General features: G+C 68.6%; 15 protein-coding genes and 1 tRNA gene. 10 read left to right on the top strand and 6 right to left on the bottom strand.

Annotated elements, in window-relative coordinates:
* Positions 1-47 precede the first annotated feature (47 nt).
* Positions 48-845: a M48 family metallopeptidase gene (locus tag CW348_RS11440; protein WP_011292859.1), complete on the top strand. Its 798-nt coding sequence runs from the start codon at positions 48-50 to the stop codon at positions 843-845.
* 64 nt (positions 846-909) lie between these two features.
* Entirely contained in the window at positions 910-1,707 is a 798-nt protein-coding gene (locus CW348_RS11435; RefSeq protein ID WP_011292858.1) for an alpha/beta hydrolase, read from the top strand.
* Between the two features lie 48 nt (positions 1,708-1,755).
* Here the strand turns inward: CW348_RS11435 and CW348_RS11430 are convergent, their stop codons facing one another.
* The 4 genes from CW348_RS11430 to CW348_RS11415 form a co-directional block, all read right to left on the bottom strand.
* The gene (locus tag CW348_RS11430; RefSeq protein WP_011292857.1) at positions 1,756-2,730 is read right to left on the bottom strand and encodes a hypothetical protein; all 975 of its coding nucleotides are present in this window, start codon (positions 2,728-2,730) and stop codon (positions 1,756-1,758) included.
* Between the two features lie 148 nt (positions 2,731-2,878).
* Complete coding sequence (def, locus tag CW348_RS11425) at positions 2,879-3,436, bottom strand: peptide deformylase (RefSeq protein WP_011292856.1); 558 nt, start codon at positions 3,434-3,436, stop codon at positions 2,879-2,881.
* 81 nt (positions 3,437-3,517) lie between these two features.
* Positions 3,518-4,327: a nucleotidyltransferase domain-containing protein gene (locus CW348_RS11420; protein WP_011292855.1), complete on the bottom strand. Its 810-nt coding sequence runs from the start codon at positions 4,325-4,327 to the stop codon at positions 3,518-3,520.
* A 416-nt stretch (positions 4,328-4,743) separates the two neighbouring features.
* Positions 4,744-6,081, bottom strand: a complete 1,338-nt coding sequence (locus tag CW348_RS11415; protein WP_104613013.1) for an aminoglycoside phosphotransferase family protein — start codon at positions 6,079-6,081, stop codon at positions 4,744-4,746.
* A 512-nt stretch (positions 6,082-6,593) separates the two neighbouring features.
* Here CW348_RS11415 and CW348_RS11410 point away from each other — a divergent pair.
* Positions 6,594-7,283, top strand: a complete 690-nt coding sequence (locus CW348_RS11410) for a sirohydrochlorin chelatase (RefSeq protein ID WP_011292853.1) — start codon at positions 6,594-6,596, stop codon at positions 7,281-7,283.
* A 713-nt stretch (positions 7,284-7,996) separates the two neighbouring features.
* A complete protein-coding gene (locus CW348_RS11405) occupies positions 7,997-8,917 on the top strand; it encodes an aminoglycoside phosphotransferase family protein (protein WP_011292852.1) in 921 nt (306 codons plus the stop codon).
* A gap of 312 nt (positions 8,918-9,229) precedes the next feature.
* Here the strand turns inward: CW348_RS11405 and CW348_RS11400 are convergent, their stop codons facing one another.
* Complete coding sequence (locus tag CW348_RS11400; RefSeq protein ID WP_011292851.1) at positions 9,230-10,003, bottom strand: PP2C family serine/threonine-protein phosphatase; 774 nt, start codon at positions 10,001-10,003, stop codon at positions 9,230-9,232.
* A 445-nt stretch (positions 10,004-10,448) separates the two neighbouring features.
* On the opposite strand from CW348_RS11400, the gene CW348_RS11395 reads away from it, so the two are divergent.
* Complete coding sequence (locus tag CW348_RS11395) at positions 10,449-11,942, top strand: carboxylesterase/lipase family protein (RefSeq protein ID WP_104613014.1); 1,494 nt, start codon at positions 10,449-10,451, stop codon at positions 11,940-11,942.
* 383 nt (positions 11,943-12,325) lie between these two features.
* On the opposite strand, the gene CW348_RS11390 is transcribed toward CW348_RS11395, so the two are convergent.
* Positions 12,326-12,397, bottom strand: a tRNA-Arg gene (locus CW348_RS11390).
* A gap of 399 nt (positions 12,398-12,796) precedes the next feature.
* Here CW348_RS11390 and CW348_RS11385 point away from each other — a divergent pair.
* The 5 genes from CW348_RS11385 to thrB all read left to right on the top strand — a co-directional run bounded on the left by CW348_RS11385 (position 12,797) and on the right by thrB (position 19,067).
* Positions 12,797-13,966 carry a DALR anticodon-binding domain-containing protein gene (locus CW348_RS11385; RefSeq protein WP_255266193.1) on the top strand — a complete coding sequence of 390 codons (1,170 nt, stop codon included), beginning with the start codon at positions 12,797-12,799 and terminating at the stop codon, positions 13,964-13,966.
* A gap of 86 nt (positions 13,967-14,052) precedes the next feature.
* Positions 14,053-15,438 carry a diaminopimelate decarboxylase gene (lysA, locus tag CW348_RS11380; protein ID WP_011292848.1) on the top strand — a complete coding sequence of 462 codons (1,386 nt, stop codon included), beginning with the start codon at positions 14,053-14,055 and terminating at the stop codon, positions 15,436-15,438.
* An 80-nt stretch (positions 15,439-15,518) separates the two neighbouring features.
* A complete protein-coding gene (locus CW348_RS11375) occupies positions 15,519-16,814 on the top strand; it encodes a homoserine dehydrogenase (RefSeq protein WP_011292847.1) in 1,296 nt (431 codons plus the stop codon).
* A 208-nt stretch (positions 16,815-17,022) separates the two neighbouring features.
* A complete protein-coding gene (gene thrC, locus CW348_RS11370; RefSeq protein ID WP_011292846.1) occupies positions 17,023-18,087 on the top strand; it encodes a threonine synthase in 1,065 nt (354 codons plus the stop codon).
* A gap of 29 nt (positions 18,088-18,116) precedes the next feature.
* Positions 18,117-19,067, top strand: a complete 951-nt coding sequence (gene thrB, locus CW348_RS11365) for a homoserine kinase (protein ID WP_011292845.1) — start codon at positions 18,117-18,119, stop codon at positions 19,065-19,067.
* Positions 19,068-19,457: the final 390 nt, after the last annotated feature.

Here is a 19,457-nt window from a genome sequence, read left to right as displayed (position 1 = left end):
CACCTGGTCGACCATCGGGGGCGACCCCGCAGAGCGGACGGACGCACATGACACCCTGGGGCCGGGAGGGCCGACGGCTGGACCGGTCGCTACGCCATCCACAGGAGAACCGTCTGCTGTGGATCTGTGTGGCTGTCACCACACTCACGGTCATCGGCACTTTTGACCGGGCCATCACCGAACACAGCACCCAGCCGCTGCTGGTGCTCCTCGTCCCGGCCCTCGTGTTCTTCACCCGCGGACAGTTGTACGCCCGGCAGCGCGTCAACGGTGTCCGTATCACCGAACACCAATTCCCGGAAATCCACCAGATCGTGCTCGACGCCGCCCGCGCCTTCGGGCTGCCGCATCCCCCGGACGCCTACCTTGTCGCCGGCCACGGCCAGATCAACGCCTTTGCCTCCGGGCACGGGTTCCGCCGCTATGTGGCGATCACCAGCGACCTGTTCGAAATCGGGGTCCGCAACGGGGACCTCGCGGCACTCCGCTTCGTCATCGGACACGAAGTCGGGCACATCGCCGCAGGCCACGCCTCCTTCTGGCGGCAGTTCGGCATCTCCATCGCCAACCTCATCCCCGGACTCGGCAGCTCGCTGAGCCGGGCCCAGGAATACACCGCCGACAACCACGCCTACCGTTTCTGCCCCGAAGGCGTTCACGGTCTGTGCGTCCTAGCCGCAGGCAAATACCTGTACCCCCGGGTGGACTTCGCCGCCATCGCCGACCGGGCCCGCACCGACCAAGGATTCTTCGTGATGCTGGTGAACCTGCTGGCCACCCATCCGATCAACACGTGGCGTTTTGCTGCGCTCCGCGACCGCAGCAAGCCGGGACGGGTCTTCTGACACCCGCACGCCGTACCGCGGTGCCTTCCCCCGCCTTCCCCGCCCCCTCCGGCACGATGGAGCCATGACCTATCCCGTGCGCGACCGCGACGCCCAGCACCCCCGGCAGGCACGCCGCTGGCTCACCACCCCCGACGGGGTCCGAATCGACTCGGTGCTGCTCCGCGGCACCCGCACCCGGACCAGCGCCGTCGTACTCGCCAACGGTTTCACGGGAACATGGCGCAGCCCGCACACGAGAGCGATCGCCGCCCGCCTGCTGGCCGTAGGGGACGTCCTGCTCTTCGACTTCCGCGGCCACCACGCCTCCACCGGATTCTCCACTGTCGGAGACCGGGAGGTCATCGACCTGCAGACCGCCGTGGACCATCTCCGCGCCCAGGGGTACACCCAGATCGCGACTCTGGGGTTCTCCATGGGGGCGGCCGTCGCGGTCCGCCACGCCGGCCTTTTCGGCGGCGTCAACGCCGTGGTGGCGGTCAGCGGCCCCAGCCGCTGGTTCTACCAGGGCACGACGCGGATGCGGCTGCTCACCTTCGGAGTGACCCGCCCGGCAGGCCGGCTTCTGCTCCGCCTGACCCGCAACGTCAGGGTCCTCGACCGCCCATGGGACCCGGTCCCCCTGGACCCGACGGAACTGGCCGGGGCCGTAGCCCCCGCCGGACTACTCGTCGTCCACGGCGACGCCGACCCCTACTTTCCGGTCGAGCACGCTCGGCGGATCCACGAGGCGGCACAAGACCCCAGGGAACTGTGGATTGAACCGGGAATGGGGCATGCCGAACGGGCCGTGGCCGTCCGACCGGATCTCGTCGACCGCCTCGCCTCCTGGCTCAGCCTGTACCTGGCTGCCACGCTGTGAACCGCGGCCGCGGACACCCCTGCGGCGGAGCCGCGGAGGAAAGCGCGGTCACCACGACGAGATGTGCACGTGGTCGTAGTGGTTCTGGGTGATGCTTCCCCGGTCCGCCATCGGCTTCCACCCGGCGCCCGGGTTCCGGGAGTCCCAGATCTTCTGCTCCCAGATCACATACATGACCCCGAGCCGGTCGGCGTTGGCCTTGGCGTATTCGGCGATCTGCCAGCCCAGCTCCCGGTTGGCCGCAGAAGGCATCGCACCCCCCGCGCTCATCATGAAGTCGCAGGCACGCCCCGAACCGTGCTCTCCGGGGTCGCCGGGGCGCAGGCACCCCACCGGGTAGGGGGCGCCGAACTTCCGGATGATCTCGTCTCGGATCGCCGCCATCCGCGGGGTAGCACCGTCGAAGCCCCAGCCGCGGGCGCTCTCGGGAATGCTGCCGGTTCCGGTGGTGACCGGCACCTGTTCCGACTCGTACTCCTCGATCTTGGCGAGCACTTCGTCGCGTTGCGCTTCAAGCTCCTCAACGAGCTCTTCGGCTTCTGCCAGTTTCGCTTCGGCCTCCTCCTTGGCCTGCTCCGCCTCCTCCTTCAGCTCGGACAGGTGGGACACCCGCTCCCCGTTGATATGGGAGACCTGGGTGATCAGAGCCACGTCGGAGAGCACCTCGTCGGGGGAGCGGCTCACCATGACCTCGATGACGGGGTCGAACCCGCTGCTCTTGTACTGGCTGGCCGCGATCAGCGCCACATCGTCGCGCGCGGCCTCCAGCTTCTCTTCGATCTCTTCGAGCTCCTCGGTGGCCCGCTCCACCTCTTCCTTGGCGCTGGTGTACTGGACGAGCTCAGCGTCGTACTCCTCCTCCAGCGCCGCGATGCGCTCGTTCAGCTCCTCCAGGGACGGCTCGTCGGGGTCAGCGTGGGCCGTGGAGGAGGACAAGGCTAGGAAGAGCGCCGCAGCGGAGGAGAGGAGGACAGCGCTGCGGCGGCGGATGGACACAGTGGAAGGATCGACGGATTTGCTCACTTGACTAGCTCCATGGGAGGGACCTGTGGCCGTACCACAGAAGTGAGGCGGGGGTCACCCGGGCCACGTGGTGCTGGAGCAGACCTTATGAGATCTTCTCGTGATCTGACTAGTCGATACCGCTCGTTAATCGGAAGAGAGGCACAGATCAGAACTTTCCGCCAAAAGCAGACGGAAGGGAGGGGGTGGACGGCGGCGTCTCCCGAGCGCCCAGGAACCACGGGGAACGGCGGATCTCCCGCATAGCGGCACGGCGCGTCTCGGGAGGCAGCCGGTCCAGGTAGAGCTTCCCCGCCAAGTGATCAGTCTCATGCTGCAGGCAGCGCGCCATCACCCCGGTGCCTGCCACGACCACCGGCTCGTTGCGGAGGTCCACTCCTTTGACGACGGCCCGACGGGCCCGCGGGGTCGGATACCACAGTCCGGGCACGGACAGGCAGCCTTCATTGCCGTCCTCCTGGATCTCCTCGGACAGCTCCACGATCTCCGGGTTGATGACATAGCCGATCTGGCCGTCCACGCGGTAGCTGAACGCCCGCAGCCCCACCCCGATCTGGGGGGCGGCGACCCCGGCCCGGCCAGGGGCGTCCACCGTGTCCATCAGGTCGCGGATCAGAGCCTCAGTGTGCCGGTTGAACGTGGTGATCGGGGCGGCGGGTGTCGACAGCACCGGGTCCCCGAAGAGGACGATGGGGCGCTTGGTCATGCCCCCAGAGTAGAGCCTTGCCCGCAGGGCTTTTGACCTTCCAGGGAGGCGCAGAGAAGAGGGAACCGCTCTGACGCGGGCTCAGGCCGGCTGCAGCGAGAGCGCGTCGTCCACCACCATTTCGATGTAGTCGAGCGCTGCCCGGCGCCGCTCCAACGCGCTCCGGTAGAGCGACGGCAGCGTGGAGTTGCGGCGGATCCGCAGGCACTCGTTGACGATGCGCTCCCAGCGCTCCGGGAAGGCGTGCAGGGCGTAGAAACCCGCCCCCGACTTGGAGGTGACTTCCCCGGTGCGCAGGGTGAAGTGGAGGCGGCTGACGCTGAGCACACTCCACGAGGGCACTAGGGAACCCAGCACTGCCAGGCCGCGCGGGGTGATGAGGCGGCCTGCTTTGGCACGCCACCGTCGCCACTGCTCTTCGAGGTTGCCGAACGACCACGTCCGCAGCATGGTCGGTTCGTCCCAGATGTCCACGTGGTCCGGGTGCGGGCCGCGGACGGCAATCCCACGCTCGGCCAGTACCCGCCAGGTGACCGGGTTGACCTCGGCGCTGGCGCGCAACCGCAGCCGTCCGGCGAGGACGGAAGCCACCGGGCCGCACTGCTGCGGGTTGGTAGCGAGGTCCTCCCAGGTGACATAGATGCCGTTGAAGTGGGGACGGGGAAAACTGCTGCGGATCCGGGCATGCGTCCGCCGGAGCGCGTCGTGCTGGGCGGCAGTGAGCCGCTCTGTAGTGACCACGACAAAGTTGATGTCGCTGGTGTGTGGACGGAAGTCTCCCAACGCCACGGATCCGGTCAGGTAGAGGCCTTCCACGAGACCTGGGAGCTCATTGTCGACGTCCCGCAGGAACGCCTCAGCCACGGTTCGTACCAGCGGGTGGACAGCCATCAGTCACTACTCCAGTCCAGTTGTTCCGGTCGGGCCGTGACACCGGACGGAGTGCGCACACTCCGGCGGGGGGTATCCGCGGCGCCCGCCCGTCCGGGACGCAGACGGTATCGAAAGCCTGCATTTCCCGGTTTAAGGGTCGATATTCGTGCTTCAAGGGCGGGAGTGTCCACCGCGGCTTGCGACCGCCCCGGTGGAGGTTCGTCCTGCCATGCCGACACGCCGGGAGGCCGCTGCCGGGGCGGCCCTGGGACGGCCTCGAGCGCACAGTGCGCGGGGCAGCCGCGCCCTCCGGTGTATCGGACAGGTCCATAGTCGCATGGGAGGCCGTGGTCCGGCATCCGAGACCGGCTGATACGGCATGCCCCGCAGAGCACTTCGGCAAACGGCGGTGGCGGTGCGGCGCCCCGCGCAGGTCACTGCTCCGCCAGCGCGGCTTCGGCAGCGGCGAGAAGCGCGGCCGCGCGGATGCCCCAGTCGGGGGCACCGCGGCGGAACGGAACGGTCGCCTGGTGCAGGAGCGCGGCAGCCGTCACGGCACCCAGGTCGCGGTGGACGTGCGCGGCCAGCGGCGGGGGAAGCGCGTCCAGGTAGCCCGCTAGGAGCGGTTCGGGCGGGATGACCGGGCGGCCAGGGCGCGGCTGGGCTGCAGCACAGGATGCGGCATACCAGGCCAGGTCGACGGCGGGATGGCCGCGGTGCGCCTCCGTCAAGTCCACGAACGCCGGACCGTGCTCGCCCACGATGATGCGCGTCGGTGCCAGACGGCCGTGGACGAACACCGAAGGCGTCTCGGTACGGGCGAGGGTGGCGCTGACGTCCTGCGCCACGGCCGCGGCGCGGGACGCCAGGCGGGGGAGGAGCGCGGAGAGGTCTGCAGCGGCGCAGGACAGTGCGGTGTCCAGATCGCGGCGGGGGAGTTCCCGCGGTGGCGGCGCCGCATGCAGGCGGGCAAGCAGCCGACCAGCCTGGGCCAGGGCCTCTTCCTGAGCCGATGCTGCAAGGCGGTTCACGGGTGTTCCGGGGAGCCACTCGGTGACCACCAGCCCGTACCGGCTCACTTTGACCAGCCCGGGCACGGGGATTCCGGCAAGCGCCGGGCCGAGGTAGCAGGCCGCGTTCACCCCAGCGGAGCGGGCATGGAGCACGAGTCGTGGAGCGCCTGAAGCGTCGCTGGTCTGCCCGGTCCAGTGGTGTCCGGCCAGGTAGGAGCGAGTGCGCGGCGACAGTTCAGCAAGCCCGGTCGAGCGGTGCGGTTCGTCGACGAGCCACCGCAGGGCGGGCAGGGCACGGTCGTCCGCGGGCGGTCCCAGCACGATGCCGAGGTCGGGGCTGGAACAGAGTCCATGCAGCCTTGGGGCGGCGAGGGCGCGCAGACCAGCACTCCGCGCAGCGGGGGGATGCCACCGGCGGGCATAGTCGAGCTCCGCGGCGAGCTCGGCCGCGGCGTCCGGGGGGAAAGCCCGGGCAAAGGCGTACTGCGGGCCGTCTGCAGAGTGCAGGACCAGGGTGGCGGTAAAGCTGGTGCCGCGGCGGTAGCGGCCGCGCACCACGGTGATGCGGGACGGTCGTTCCTGGCTTTCGGGGAGCAGTGTGTCGAGGAGTGCTGCGGCCGCGTCCCCGGTGAGGAGCGAGCGGAGCCCGGGGAGCCGGGGATCGGTACGGATGAGTTCCTCGTCAGCGCTGGGGAATGTGCTTCCTTGCGGCACCGCCACCTCCATGGCGATCCAGACAGGCGGCGAACCGGTCCGCAATTCGCCTGTTAGAACACGTTCTTTTCAATTTTCTCATTCTGCTCTGCTGGCGGGGAGAAGCCGCTTGGGAAATTATGTTAAGGCGGGTTCGGAACTGGGTATTTCTTGAACACCGCGCCCTCCGAATGGACCGGACGCCCCCCAATGAATCTCCTGGAAGGCTGACTCTTGACCGGAATCCGCTACCCCGAGAACTCCGCGGGTCCGCACCGCCCATGCGCTGCAGAGCGACATCCTAAGTGATAGGCGCAACATTGTTGTGATATGGAGAAGAAAATTCCCTTCGATTATCCTCTGTAGTGCGTGGCTACCGGTAGTGGTCCACGGAGGGGTAATCCTCCAGTGTTCCTCCCGGAGTCAACCAGCTTGGTCTTTGTTCTGACTTCGGTCGGGTGGGCGACTATTGGGCGCTGTTAGCTCACGTGTAACACAGATTCATTCGTGTGAAACCCGTGCTTATTAGGCTCCGGGGTTAACAGGCAGGGTTCTCGGGTCTTTTGGAGGCAGTGGTTATGGTCCCGACTATGGTTCTCGTGGCGGACGGAACACGTGACGCCCGGCGCCGAGACGCCCTGCATGGCCTGGCCGAAGCGGTGTCCGACCGCCGAGAGGTCCCGGTATGCACGGCGTTCGGCACCCGAGCTGAACTCCGCGACATCGTGCAGTCCACGGCGGGACCGCTCGTAGTCGTCCCGGCGTTCCTCGCGGGCAGCGATACCGCGAGCACTGAACTGCTGGCCGGGCTCGACCTGGGTGGCCGCTTCGACGCCTGCATGACGGCCCCGCTGGGAGCGGTGCCCTCGATCGTCGGGCAGCTCATCGCTCGGCTCCACGCCGCCGACTGGCGTCCCGGGGACGGCATCGTCCTCGCTGTGGACGGCGGATTGGAGCTGTCCAACGACACGGAGCACCGCCAGGTCCTCGACGTGGCGCGAATGCTGAGCCGTCGGCTGCAGACCCCGGTTCAGATCGGCTACCTGCGGGAATGGGCTCCTTCCGTGACCGACGCGGTGGCTCGCCTGCGCCGCAACGGGCACGAGAGGGTGGCTGTGGCCGCCTGGCAGCTCGTGGACGGGGCAGAGCTGGCCGAACTCCAGGACAGCGGTGCCACCACTGTCACCGCCCCGCTCGGCCCTTCACCCGTCGTGGTCGAAACACTGCTGGCCCAGCACCGGGCCGCCACCGCACGGCTGGCAGCGTGACGAGCAGAACGGAAAGCCTGGAGGGGAACTCCACGAACCGGAAGTCTCCATCCAGCACGGTCCTGGCCGACCGCACCGGCGTCGGCCAGGACCGTCCGAGCAGGAAGAGTCAGGGGGCTGATCCGCATATCTGCATCTCCCGGCCCCGCACGGGCCGCGGCTGGCGAAACACGTCGTAAGACGGGTGCTCCTTCCCGCTGTGAATACGCCGAAAGAATCCGGGCCGCGGCTGGGCGGCGCCGCAAAGAAAGGAAAATCCCGCGGCAGCGCGGAGGAGTGAGACGGTATCCAAGCTCCGCAACCGGCGGCGGGACACGGCGATCCGCGAGCCCTCTGGGGCGCTATGGAACGGAGAGCCGAGGCGGAATACCCCGATTCGGTGAGAGAGCGCCGCGGATTCGGCTGCCAAGCGCCGCTAATACCCGGGATGAAGCCAGCCGACAAATCCTTGACAGTTCAGTATCGACGCGGTGGCTCTCTGTTTGGGAAGCCGTCGCCTCGACGTTCTCCTTGCGTAGAGAAAACAACCGGTTACCCGATCCGGCCCCGAGTCCACTGACCGGGGACTGCTTTTCCCCGCGGAACCGATCAGAAACACACGCCCCTCCCGGCATGCGGACGCAGTGCGCCGCAGAATACAGAGGAAAGAGGAGTGACAGGGGCGTAAGGGGGAAGCACGGATAGAGGAAACCGATCTTCTGAGGGTGGTTCCCATGAATAATGTCGTTACGCAGCCCATCGATGACAAACAACAAGAGCGCTTGGTGCGACGTTTCGGGGCCGGGGCGCTGCACTGGCTGGACGGGCTTCCCCGCCTTGTCACCGAGCTCATGGACGAGTGGGGCTGCACGGTGGAAGGACGCGGACCGCACGGACAGACATCGGTCGTCTTCCGGTGCCGCCGCGCCGACGGGACCCCAGCGATCCTCAAGATCAGCCCTGATCCAGCGCTGATCGGTGCCGAGGGGCGCGTCCTTGCCTTGTGGGCGTCCACCGACCGGGTGCCGAAGGTCTATGCGGTGGACACGGAACGCGGCGGAATCCTCTTGGAAGCGATCGAACCGGGGTTCACTATTGCCGAGCTCGGCACGGTCCCCCCGATGGAACAGATCAGCTCCCTCATCACCGAGCTGCACTCCATTCCGCTCAGCGACGCCCAACGACAGGAACTGCACCCGCTGATCAGCCGAGTCAACTTCCTGTTCGACCTGTGGGAGCGCGCTCGGGTCGAGGGCCCGGCCGCCGACCTCGTCCCCGCCCCGTTCATGCACCACGGCCACGCGCTGGCCCGCACCCTGGCGTGGGAGGAGGAGAACGCGGTGCCGCTCCACGGGGAGCTCCACCCGGGCAACATTCTCGACGGGGGAGTGAGACGCGGACTGGTCGCCATCGACCCCCGCGGCTGCCTGGGGGACCCCGCTTATGACGCGATCGATTGGGCGGTGTGGCAGACCGAGTCCCTCGCCGAGATCGAGGAACGCTGCATGGTCCTCGCCGCTGGTATCGGCGTTCCCCACCAGCGGTTGTTCCGGTGGTGTGTCGCCTTCGCCCCCATCTTCGCTACCGCACTGGCGAACCGTGGACGCGCGGACACCGTGGCGTTCAAAGTGGCAATGGAGCTCTGCGCAGCCTGAGCCCGCAGCGACTTTCCCCGTCCGGTTCGTACCGCTCAGCACCGCCCGAACTAGGCCATCAGTCGGGACGAGGAGAAGAGCGAGACCTTGGAAAGTGCTTCGGCTGACGGTCCCTAGCGCCGTGGCCATCCCCAGCCTCATGGTGCGACCAGCCGTATTCCCGTGCTGCGGACCGCCGGAGTCCGACTGCAGTCCTCCCTCCCCATCCGTGATCGACGTCCCGTGCCGCACGGGGCCGAAACGATCTGGACGACCGGTGTGTCAGTCCTGCAGCAGGACTGACACACCGGTGCCCCGCCCCGGGTAGGGCAGTCAATGGGAGGCTCGGGCCAGCCTGCGGGCCTGGTCGGGGGCGAAGACCGCGTGCAGCACGGTGGCGTCGTCGTGGAGTTTGCCGAGTTTCACACCGTGGCGGCGTTCCTCGCGACGCACCCAGTCGACCAGGGAGTGCGGGCCGTAGGCCCGGAGGTGGTTCCAGACGTCTGCCCAGCTATACCCGTAGTAGTCCACTAGGCGAGAGCAGCCGTCGGACATCAGCGCGAACTCGTTGCCGCGCACGGTCCCGGTCAGCGCCTCGTAGGCGGCTTCGGGGACCGTGCTGGCGACCCAGAACCCTCCGGGGGCGTTGCGGGATTCCCGGACGAGCTGCCTGCTGTAGGGGCGGCCTCCCGGCAGGCGGTCTACCCGGTCGTCGCTGACTGCCTGGACTGTTCCGTCGCCCTGGGCGAATACCACCGCGGTGTCCGCCAGCACCAGGTAGTCGAAGCCGTCGTCGCAGCGCCGAGCCAGGGCCACGGTCGCCGACGGGCTGTCTGGGTTGTTCAGGTCGCACTGGCCGCCGTGGGCATAGCAGACCCGTTCGATTGCGACGGCGAGCGCGTCGGTCAGCGGCATCGGGGTGTTGAGGGTGACGCTGAGCGCTTCCGCTAGCCGGTCGACGAGCCAGCACACATCGTGGATGCAGCCGCTGTCCACTCCGGCGGGGGCGGTGGCTCCGTCCAAGACGAACGCCCAGTCAGCTCCGCTGCCGAGCCGGTCTTCGTTGTTCGCTCCAACACCGCGGCGGCTGGCCTGCCTGATTCGCATGAGCCCCTCTTTCACAGTCCGTGGCGGGGGCGCCGCGGGTCGGCGCCCCACTTACGCCGTTTGGGTGGTTTTGGTTGGGAATGAGCTTTCCGAGGGCCGGATCAGTGGGACGGGACGGCCCGCGGGCGGAAGGTCGCGACGGTGACGCAGCGGTAGCGGCGTGGGGGATAGACAAGCAGCGGTGAGGCGCGCGGCGGTGCCGACGCGCCGGTAATGCGGTGCGCAAACGGACGATTCCGCGGACGGTCGGAATCGGTTTGCGGTAATTCGGCCAGGTGGCTGTGTTTGTGCGGCTGGGCGGTGAGGGCGACGCAAGTAGCCTGACACGCTGCCTAAAAACGGAAAATGGGTGGCGAATGAGAAATCTTCACGTGTGCCCCTTGACATCACTCATCCCGCATTACTAGGAAGAAACCGACTAGTCGGTAAAGAAAGGGGTAAATGCGTGGAGATCGTGATCAGAACCGGCTCGGGCGACGTGCGAGGAAGCAAAGAGAACGGGATCGCGGTCTTCCGCGGAATTCCCTACGCTGAGCCGCCTGTCGGCGCCCACCGCTTTACCGCACCCCGCCCGCCCCGCCCCTGGGACGGGGTACGGGACGCCACCGAATTCAGCGCCACCGCGCCCCGCCCGCCCTACCCCGAAGCCATCGGCGCGCTGCTCATCGAACGGTTCATCCCGGGGGACGACTACCTCACGCTCAACGTGTGGACCCCGGACCCCAACGCCGTCGGCCTGCCGGTCATGGTGTGGATCCACGGCGGGGCGTTCACCAACGGCTCCGGCTCAGAACCCGTCTACGACGGCGCTGCTTTCGCCCGCGACGGCGTCGTCTTCGTGAGCTTCAACTACCGGCTCGGCATCATCGGCTTCGCCGACCTGCCCGACGCTCCTTCCAACCGGGGCCTGCTTGACCAGATCGCTGCCCTGGAATGGGTGCGCGACAACATCGCCCGCTTCGGCGGCGACCCCGGCAACGTCACCGTGTTCGGGGAATCCGCGGGCGCCATGAGCGTGTGCACCCTCATGGCCACCCCGCGAGCCCGCGGCCTGTTCCGCCGCGCCATCCTCCAGTCAGGCGCAGGCAACATGGCAGTGGCAGCCGAAGACGCCACCACCATCGCCGCAGTGATCGCCCACCGGCTGGGGGTCGAACCCACCGCGGCAGCCCTCGCCCACGTTCCCGTCGCCCAGCTCCTCGACGTCCAACAACAGGTCGCCCAAGAAATCCAGGGAGCCCCCGCCCCTGCAGTGTGGGGGGAACGGATCGCCGGCGGCAGTGTCCTGTTGCCCTTTGCCCCCGTCATCGACGGAGAACTCCTCTCCCAGCGCCCCGCGGAGGCCATCGCCGGCGGCGCCGGACACGACGTCGACCTGCTGTTCGGCACCACCACCGACGAATACCGGCTGTTCCTCGCCCCCACCGGGCTGCTGCCCTTCATCACCAGCGACTACGTGACCGCCCACCTCGCCAAGTCCGGGCTGGACGCGGACGCCGCCAAGGCCTACACCGCGGAAGGACGCGGCGAAGAACCCGGCGACATCCTCGCCTCGATCATCACCGACCAGGTGTTCCGCATCCCCGCCCTCCGCATCGCCGAATCCCGCGTCGACGCGCCCGCCCGCACCTTCGGCTACGAATTCGCCTGGCGCACTCCGCAGCTCGACGGAATCCTGGGTGCCTGCCACGCGGTCGAGCTCCCCTTCGTGTTCCGCACCCTGGACCGGGCCGCCTCCCTCGTCGGCACCAACCCCCCGGAAGAGCTCGCCGAGACCGTCCACAACGCCTGGGTGCGTTTCGCTACCTCCGGCGACCCGGGCTGGCCCGCATGGAACCCCGAAACCCGGTCGGTCATGCGCTTCGACCACCCCGTCTCGGAGATGGTCACGGACCCGTACCCCGCCACCCGCGCCCTGTGGGACGGGGTGCCGCTGTAGCCCGGGCCGCGGTGAGTCCTGGCAAAGAAAAATCCGCCCGCCGCACCCGTGCGGATGCGGCGGGCGGATCACCTGTCTGAGACAAAGGGGAGGAGAGAAGGCGAAGAACAGGCCGTGCCCGCCGCCTGCGCAGGCAGACAGCCTCGCCTCGCTGCCCGAAGACACCGGGAGCACCCTGGTGACATGTGTGCTGGCCCACTCGGCAGGGGAACGGCCCGCGGGGCACCGCACGCACCTTATGGCTGTCCCACGAAGAAGAGTCCGCGCAGAGAGCGGAAAAAGACGCGGCGGTACGCTCGCAAGTAAGCCCGAAACAGCACCGAAAAGCCTGTCAACAACACAACCCCGGGACTGAAAGCCGCTGGGGTTTGCTGTCTTCTGGGTGCCCCCTGCAGGATTCGAACCTGCGCACACGGCTCCGGAGGCCGTTGCTCTATCCCCTGAGCTAAGGGGGCGCTCTGCTTCCTCAACTGTAGCAGGGCCGCTGAGTAGGTTGCACGATCATTGTTGCCGCCCGCAGCCACCCCCGAGCGCTGCGGTCACGCCCACAACCCCCACACCGGGCACCGCTCGGCGCGCCCCGCGAGCCGCACCGCAAAGCGAGAAGCGGGACAGAGCCACAGGTCACACCAGAGCAAAGACACCGGACCACCGCGGTTCCGAGGACACTGCAACACCCAATCCAGCTGCCCGTCCTCCCGGGGCACTAGGCTGCCGAACCAGGCGCAGACCTCCCGGTCCGCCACCGTGTAGTGGCACTCATCACACCACGCATGCCAGAAGCGGACCGTGGCAGAGACACCTTCGCCGTCCTGCCCGGCACCCCACACATCCGGCCCTGCACCGGAGCCCACATGGCCATGACAGCACTGTCGTTCGCTGCGGCGACCCCCCGCTATCTCAGCGACCTCATCCGCCACGCCTGTACAGAAGCCACGGGAATCCCCGCGGCCCACCTTCCCGACGCCCCCCTCCGACGGTCGACCGACCAGCCCGGACAGTACCTCTCCCCCCTGCCGTCGCGGCTCGCCGGACGCCTTGGCCGGGCTGCCCGCGACCTGGCAGCCGACATCACCGCGGTGCTCCGCAACCAGCCGCACCTCACCGACGTCCAGGTCACCGGACCCGGATTCGTTGCCGTCACCCCCGTGCCGAGCATGCGGGCCGCGCTCGCTCAACTCGTCGCCGACGCGCCCGCGGCCTTTCTGCTCGACCTGGCCGTCCCGGGCGTGGCACACCAACCCGGGCCGCCCCCCGACGGCTGGGCCCTCTCCGACCTGGCCCACGCCCGCGACTCCGGACAGCTACGGGACTGGGCCCGTGCTGATGCGCGCCGCCGGATCGCTGCGGCCGCCGACCCCGCGACCGCGCCCGCTGCCGCGGCCGCCCTCACCCGGCAACCCCCAGCGGACTGGCGCGACGTGCCCCAGGACAACACCGCAACCGAGGCCGCCCAACTGCTCACGGTGATCGGAGAGGCTGCCGCCCGCGTCGCCGCCTGCCGGAGCGCCGCCGACCAGGTGCGGCCGCAGGAAACCACCGGCCCCGACCTGCCCGCGCGCCCCAGCCCGCACGCGCCGGGCGCCTGGGCCCGCGCCACCGCCGCCAACCCGGCTTTCGCTCTGCGCTACGCCCACGCCCACGCGCACACCGCGGTCCACCACTGGGCGGCCCAGCTCGGGCTGCGGCGGCTCGGCACCCGCCGCCGCCACACCGCCGACGAAGTAGCGGCCCTCACCACTCCCGCAGCCGAGGCCCTCCTCGGTACGCTTTTCGACGGCCCGGCTGCGCTCCGCGCTGCAGCCCGGCGTCACCAACCTCATATCCTGGTGCGTTACCTTGAGTCCCTTGCCGCTGCCTACCATGAGTGGTGGGAGTCCCACAGTGTCCTGCCCGGACACGAGGGCACGGCCGACACCCACACCACAACCGTGGCAGCCCGGCTCGACCTCTGTGCAGCCGCCGCCGGTGTCCTACGCGCGGGACTCCTCCTCATCGGTGTGTCCGCGCCCACAAGGCTGTAGACGCTCGTCAACCGCGCCGCGATCAGTACGGGCCGGCGCGCGACCACATCTCCGCCCCTAGCACAACCCAGCCGAGAGTCTTATCCATGAGCCGTTACGCCCATCCCGCCGGACCGCGCCACGCGGACGTGCTGCCTGAGGAACACCCACCCAGCCCTCCGGCGGACCTCCTCGAGCTCCACCCCCGCGTCTGGCCGAGCACAGCCACCCGAGTCGACGGCGAGATCACCATCGGCGGTGTCGGCGTCACCGAACTCGCCCGGAAATTCGGCACCCCGCTCTACGTCATCGACGAAGCAGACTTCCGGGCCCGCGCCCGCGACTACCGTCTCGCCTTCGAGGACGCCGACGTCTACTACGCGGGCAAGGCCCTGCTCACCAAGGCGGTGGCCCGCTGGGTGGCCGAGGAAGGGCTCAAACTCGACGTGTGCACCGGCGGCGAGCTCGCTGTCGCCCTGGCCGCGGGGTTCCCGCCCGAGCGGATCGGCATGCACGGCAACAACAAGTCCGCGGCCGAACTGGCCCGGGCCGTCGAAGTCGGCGTCGGACGGATCATCATCGACTCCTTCGACGAGATCGACCGGCTGGAGCGGATCGCCGCGGAGCGAGGCCGTGTCCCCGAAGTGCTGATCCGTGTCACCACCGGCGTGGAGGCACACACCCACGAGTTCGTCGCCACCGCCCACGACGACCAGAAGTTCGGGCTGTCCCTCAGCAACGGGGCGGCTGCCGAGGCGGTGCGCCGCCTGCTCACCTCCCCGCACCTGCGCCTCGTCGGGCTCCACTCCCACATCGGATCGCAGATCTTCGACACCGCAGGCTTCGAAGTCGCCGCGCGCCGTCTCAGCACCTTCCTCACCCAGATCTACGCTGAACACGGGATCTCCCTCCCCGAACTCGACCTCGGGGGCGGGCTGGGGATCGCTTACCTCCCCGACGACGACCCGCTGGACCCCAAGAGCATCGCGGACAGCCTGCGGTCGATCGTCGAACACGAATGCGCCGCCCAGAACCTGCCGGTGCCGCGGATCGCGGTCGAACCCGGCCGCGCCATCGCCGGACCGGCGGGCATCACCCTCTACGAGGTCGGCACGGTCAAGGACGTGGAGGGGATCCGCACCTATGTCAGTGTCGACGGCGGTATGAGCGACAACATCCGCACCGCGCTGTACGGTGCGGAGTACACCTGTGTGCTGGCCTCGCGGCACAGCGACGCCGAGCCGATGCTGTCCCGCCTGGTCGGCAAGCACTGCGAGAGCGGCGACATCGTCGTGCGCGACCTCTACCTCCCTGCCGACCTGCGTCCCGGCGACCTGGTAGCAGTGGCCGCCACCGGCGCCTACTGCTACTCCATGGCCAGCAACTACAACCACGTGCCCCGGCCCGCCGTGGTCGCGGTCCGCGAGAAGAACGCCCGCGTCCTGGTGCGACGGGAAACCGAAGAAGACCTGTTGCGGCTGGACGTAGGCTGAGCAGTGGCCGACGACGCTCTGGCCACCACGACGAGGTTCTGGATACGGACAATGAACGACGAAACGGGAGTCACCCCCTCATGGCACTGAAGGTGGCGCTGCTGGGTTGCGGCGTTGTGGGTTCTCAGGTGGTCCGGCTGCTCAACGAGCAGTCGCGTGAACTTGCGGAGCGCATCGGAACGCCCCTGGAGATCGGAGGCATCGCGGTGCGCCGCCTGGACCGCGCCCGGGGGACGGGCGTGGACCCCGACCTCCTCACCACCGACGCCATGGGTCTTGTGACCAGAGACGACATCGACCTCGTGGTGGAGGTCATCGGCGGCATCGAGCCCGCCCGGTCGCTCATCCTGGCCGCGATCCAGAAGGGCAAGTCTGTGGTGACCGCCAACAAGGCGCTGCTCGCCGAGGACGGCGCGACCATCCACGCCGCTGCCCGGGAAGCGGGAGTTGACGTGTACTACGAGGCCAGCGTCGCCGGGGCCATCCCGCTGCTGCGGCCGCTGCGTGACTCCCTGGCCGGGGACCGCGTCAACCGGGTCTTGGGCATCGTCAACGGCACCACCAACTACATCCTGGACCGGATGGACAGCCTGGGCGCCGGCTTCACCGAGTCACTGGAGGAAGCCCAGGCCCTGGGATACGCCGAAGCCGACCCGACCGCCGACGTGGAGGGCTTCGACGCCGCCGCTAAAGCCGCGATCCTGGCCCGGCTCGCCTTCCACACACCGGTGACCGCTGCCGATGTGCACCGCGAAGGCATCACCGAGGTCTCCGCGGCCGACATCGCCAGCGCCAAGGCCATGGGCTGCGTGGTGAAACTCCTCGCGATCTGCCAGCGCTCCGACGACGGCTCCAGCATCGGCGTGCGCGTCCACCCGGTGATGCTGCCCCGCGAACACCCGCTCGCCAGCGTCAAAGGCGCCTACAACGCGGTGTTCGTGGAAGCCGAGTCCGCCGGGCAGCTCATGTTCTACGGCGCGGGCGCGGGAGGCGTCCCCACCGCCAGCGCAGTCCTCGGCGACCTGGTCGCGGTGGCACGGAACCGCCTGGCCCGCACTTTCGTGGCCGACGGCCGGGCCGACGCGAAACTGCCCGTCCACCCCATGGGGGAGACCATCACCAGCTACCACGTGGCGCTGGACGTTGCCGACCGGCCCGGCGTGCTCGCCGGGGTCGCCAAAGTCTTCGCGGCCAACGGCGTGTCGATCAAGCACGTCCGCCAGGAAGGCCGCGGGGACGACGCCCAGCTCGTCCTGGTCAGCCACACCGCGCCGGATGCCGCCCTGGCCCGGACCGTGGAGCAACTGCGCAACCACGAGGACGTCCGCGCGGTCGCCAGCGTGATGCGGGTCGAAACCTTCGACAACGAACGATGAGCAGCGCCCGGACCCGTCCCTCGCCTCCCGCGGCGGCCGCCGCAGCAGCCCCAAGGGGCAGATGCCGCGGAAGTGCCGCGTTCCGAAGGGCTCTAGAATCAGGGGCAGACTACGAGCTCACGCGTGGTCGCCCCACTGGAGCATCCCATCCGGGCGCGGCGACGGCGTCCGGTCGTCCAACCAGTCCACCATTCGAAAGGGCCCTGTCATGAGCATGGCACGGGCGTGGCGAGGAATCGTCGAGGAATATCGCGATCGCCTTCCCGTCACGGCGAACACCCCGGTCGTCACCCTGCTTGAGGGGGGTACACCGCTGGTTCCCGCCACGCGGGTTTCGGAACTGACCGGATGCGAGGTCTACCTCAAGGTTGAAGGGCTCAATCCCACGGGCTCCTTCAAAGACCGCGGGATGACCATGGCCATCTCCAAAGCCGCTGAGGAAGGAGCCAAAGCGGTCATCTGCGCGTCCACGGGGAACACCAGCGCCAGCGCCGCCGCCTACGCGGTACGCGCCGGGATGACCTGCGCGGTCCTCGTGCCCCGGGGCAAGATCGCCATGGGCAAACTGGCGCAAGCCCTCGTCCACGGCGCCCGCCTGCTCCAAGTCGACGGCAACTTCGACGACTGTCTGGAACTGGCCCGCCAGCTCTCCACCGACTACCCGGTGGCGCTGGTCAACTCGGTCAACCCGTTCCGCCTCCAGGGCCAGAAGACCGCCTCGTTCGAGATCGTGGACGCCCTCGGCGACGCTCCCGACGTCCACTGCCTGCCGGTGGGCAACGCGGGCAACATCACCGCCTACTGGATGGGCTACCAGGAGTACCACTCAGACGGACTGGCCACCCGCCTGCCGCGCATGTTCGGCTTCCAAGCCAGCGGGGCCTCACCGATCGTCGATGGCGCACCGGTGACCCAGCCGCGTACTATTGCTACTGCCATCCGGATCGGCAACCCTGCTTCCTGGCGGTTTGCGGAAAAGGCCCGCGACGAGTCCGGCGGTCGCATCGATGCGGTCACCGACCGGCAGATTCTCGCCGCCTACCGGCTGCTTGCCGGCCAGGAAGGGGTTTTCGTGGAACTGGCCTCCGCGGCCAGTGTGGCGGGCCTACTGCAGGCAGTGGAAGCCGGGCAGATCGAGCGGGGCAGCCGCGTCGTCTGCACGGTCACCGGCAACGGCCTCAAAGACCCCGACTGGGCTCTGGCCGGCGCCTCCTCTGCCACCACGATTCCTGTCGATGCCCAGGCCGCTGCGGCGGCGCTCGGCCTGGCCTAGCCCAGACCCTCCTCATTCGGAGCCACTGAATGCCTCAGCCGCAGCGCACCGCGGTTACTGTGCGTACCCCTGCTACGAGCGCGAACCTCGGACCGGGATTCGACTCTCTTGGACTCGCATTGGACCTGTCCGACGAGGTCGAAGTCCGCGTCCGCGAGGACCGCAATGTTACGGTGGCTGTCGAGGGGGAAGGAGCGGACAGCGTTCCTCTCGACGAGTCGCATCTGGTGGTACGCGCCATGCGCGCCGCATTCGATGCCGTCGGTCAGACCATGCCCGGTGTCGACCTGCGCTGCCGCAACGCCATCCCGCACGGCCGAGGACTGGGGTCGTCCGCCTCGGCGATCGTGGCGGGCGTGGCCGCGACCGCGGCCCTGGTCGGCGGCGGCCGGCTCGACCGGGACTGGGTGTTCCAGACCGCGGCCGATATCGAAGGCCACCCGGACAACGTGGCCCCGTGTGTCTATGGCGGGTTCACCATCTCCTGGCACGGTGCCAAGACCTGGCGTGCCTGGACGGCAGCTCCCGCACCCGGGGTGCTGCCGATCGTCTGCGTGCCCCGTCGGAGCCTGTCCACCCAGCGGGCCCGGGGGCTGCTGCCTGAGACGGTGCCGCACTCCGACGCCGCGTTCTCCGCGGGACGCGCGGCCCTGCTCGTCGCGGCCGTCCGCGAATGCCCCGAGCTGCTGTTCGAGGCGACCGAGGACCGGCTGCACCAGTCGTATCGGGCCGAAGCCATGCCGGAAAGCGCTGCGCTGGTCGAATCCCTGCGCGGCGACGGCCTGGCGGCGGTGATCTCCGGAGCCGGACCTACCGTCTTAGTGCTCTACCACGGTGCCGCGGGCGATCCCCACGGCGAATCTCCACAAAAGAACAGCGCCATAGTTGATTCAATCCGGCGGCGAGCGGGTACTGAATGGCACATACGCCCCTTAGCGATTGATCTGGTAGGGGTACGTGTCACTTCTCCCCGTTCATAGACTTGTGCCGAGGAATAGCTGTGGGCTCCGGTGATGTTAGGGTAGGTGAAGCACCAGGTGCCCCGCCACGGGGCCTGTGCTTATCCGCCGCAGTGTTTTCCGCGTCAACCGCGCAAGCGGTTCCCGTTCCGCAAGCGCTTCACACGGTTGCCACTGTGTCGAATCCGCGGCGTGTCCGTGGCTCTGCCCACTCCATTGAAGTCCCTAGTTTCCTGGCACAGGAACAACAGGATGGCCCGAGGGCAGTTTCATGCAGCCCATCGTCCCAGTGCCTGGATGTGTCCAGCGCCTGCCGCGATCGGGTAAAACTCGTTGTCCAGTAGCGGTTCCGGCAGCCACACTGGGCACGCCTGACCCGGCCCTAGCCGGTTCGCACCACCGGGCTGGCCG

It is taken from the genome of Thermobifida sp., from assembly GCF_017577275.1.
Lineage (GTDB): Bacteria > Actinomycetota > Actinomycetes > Streptosporangiales > Streptosporangiaceae > Thermobifida > Thermobifida fusca.
This window is presented reverse-complemented; position numbering and strand designations above follow the sequence as displayed.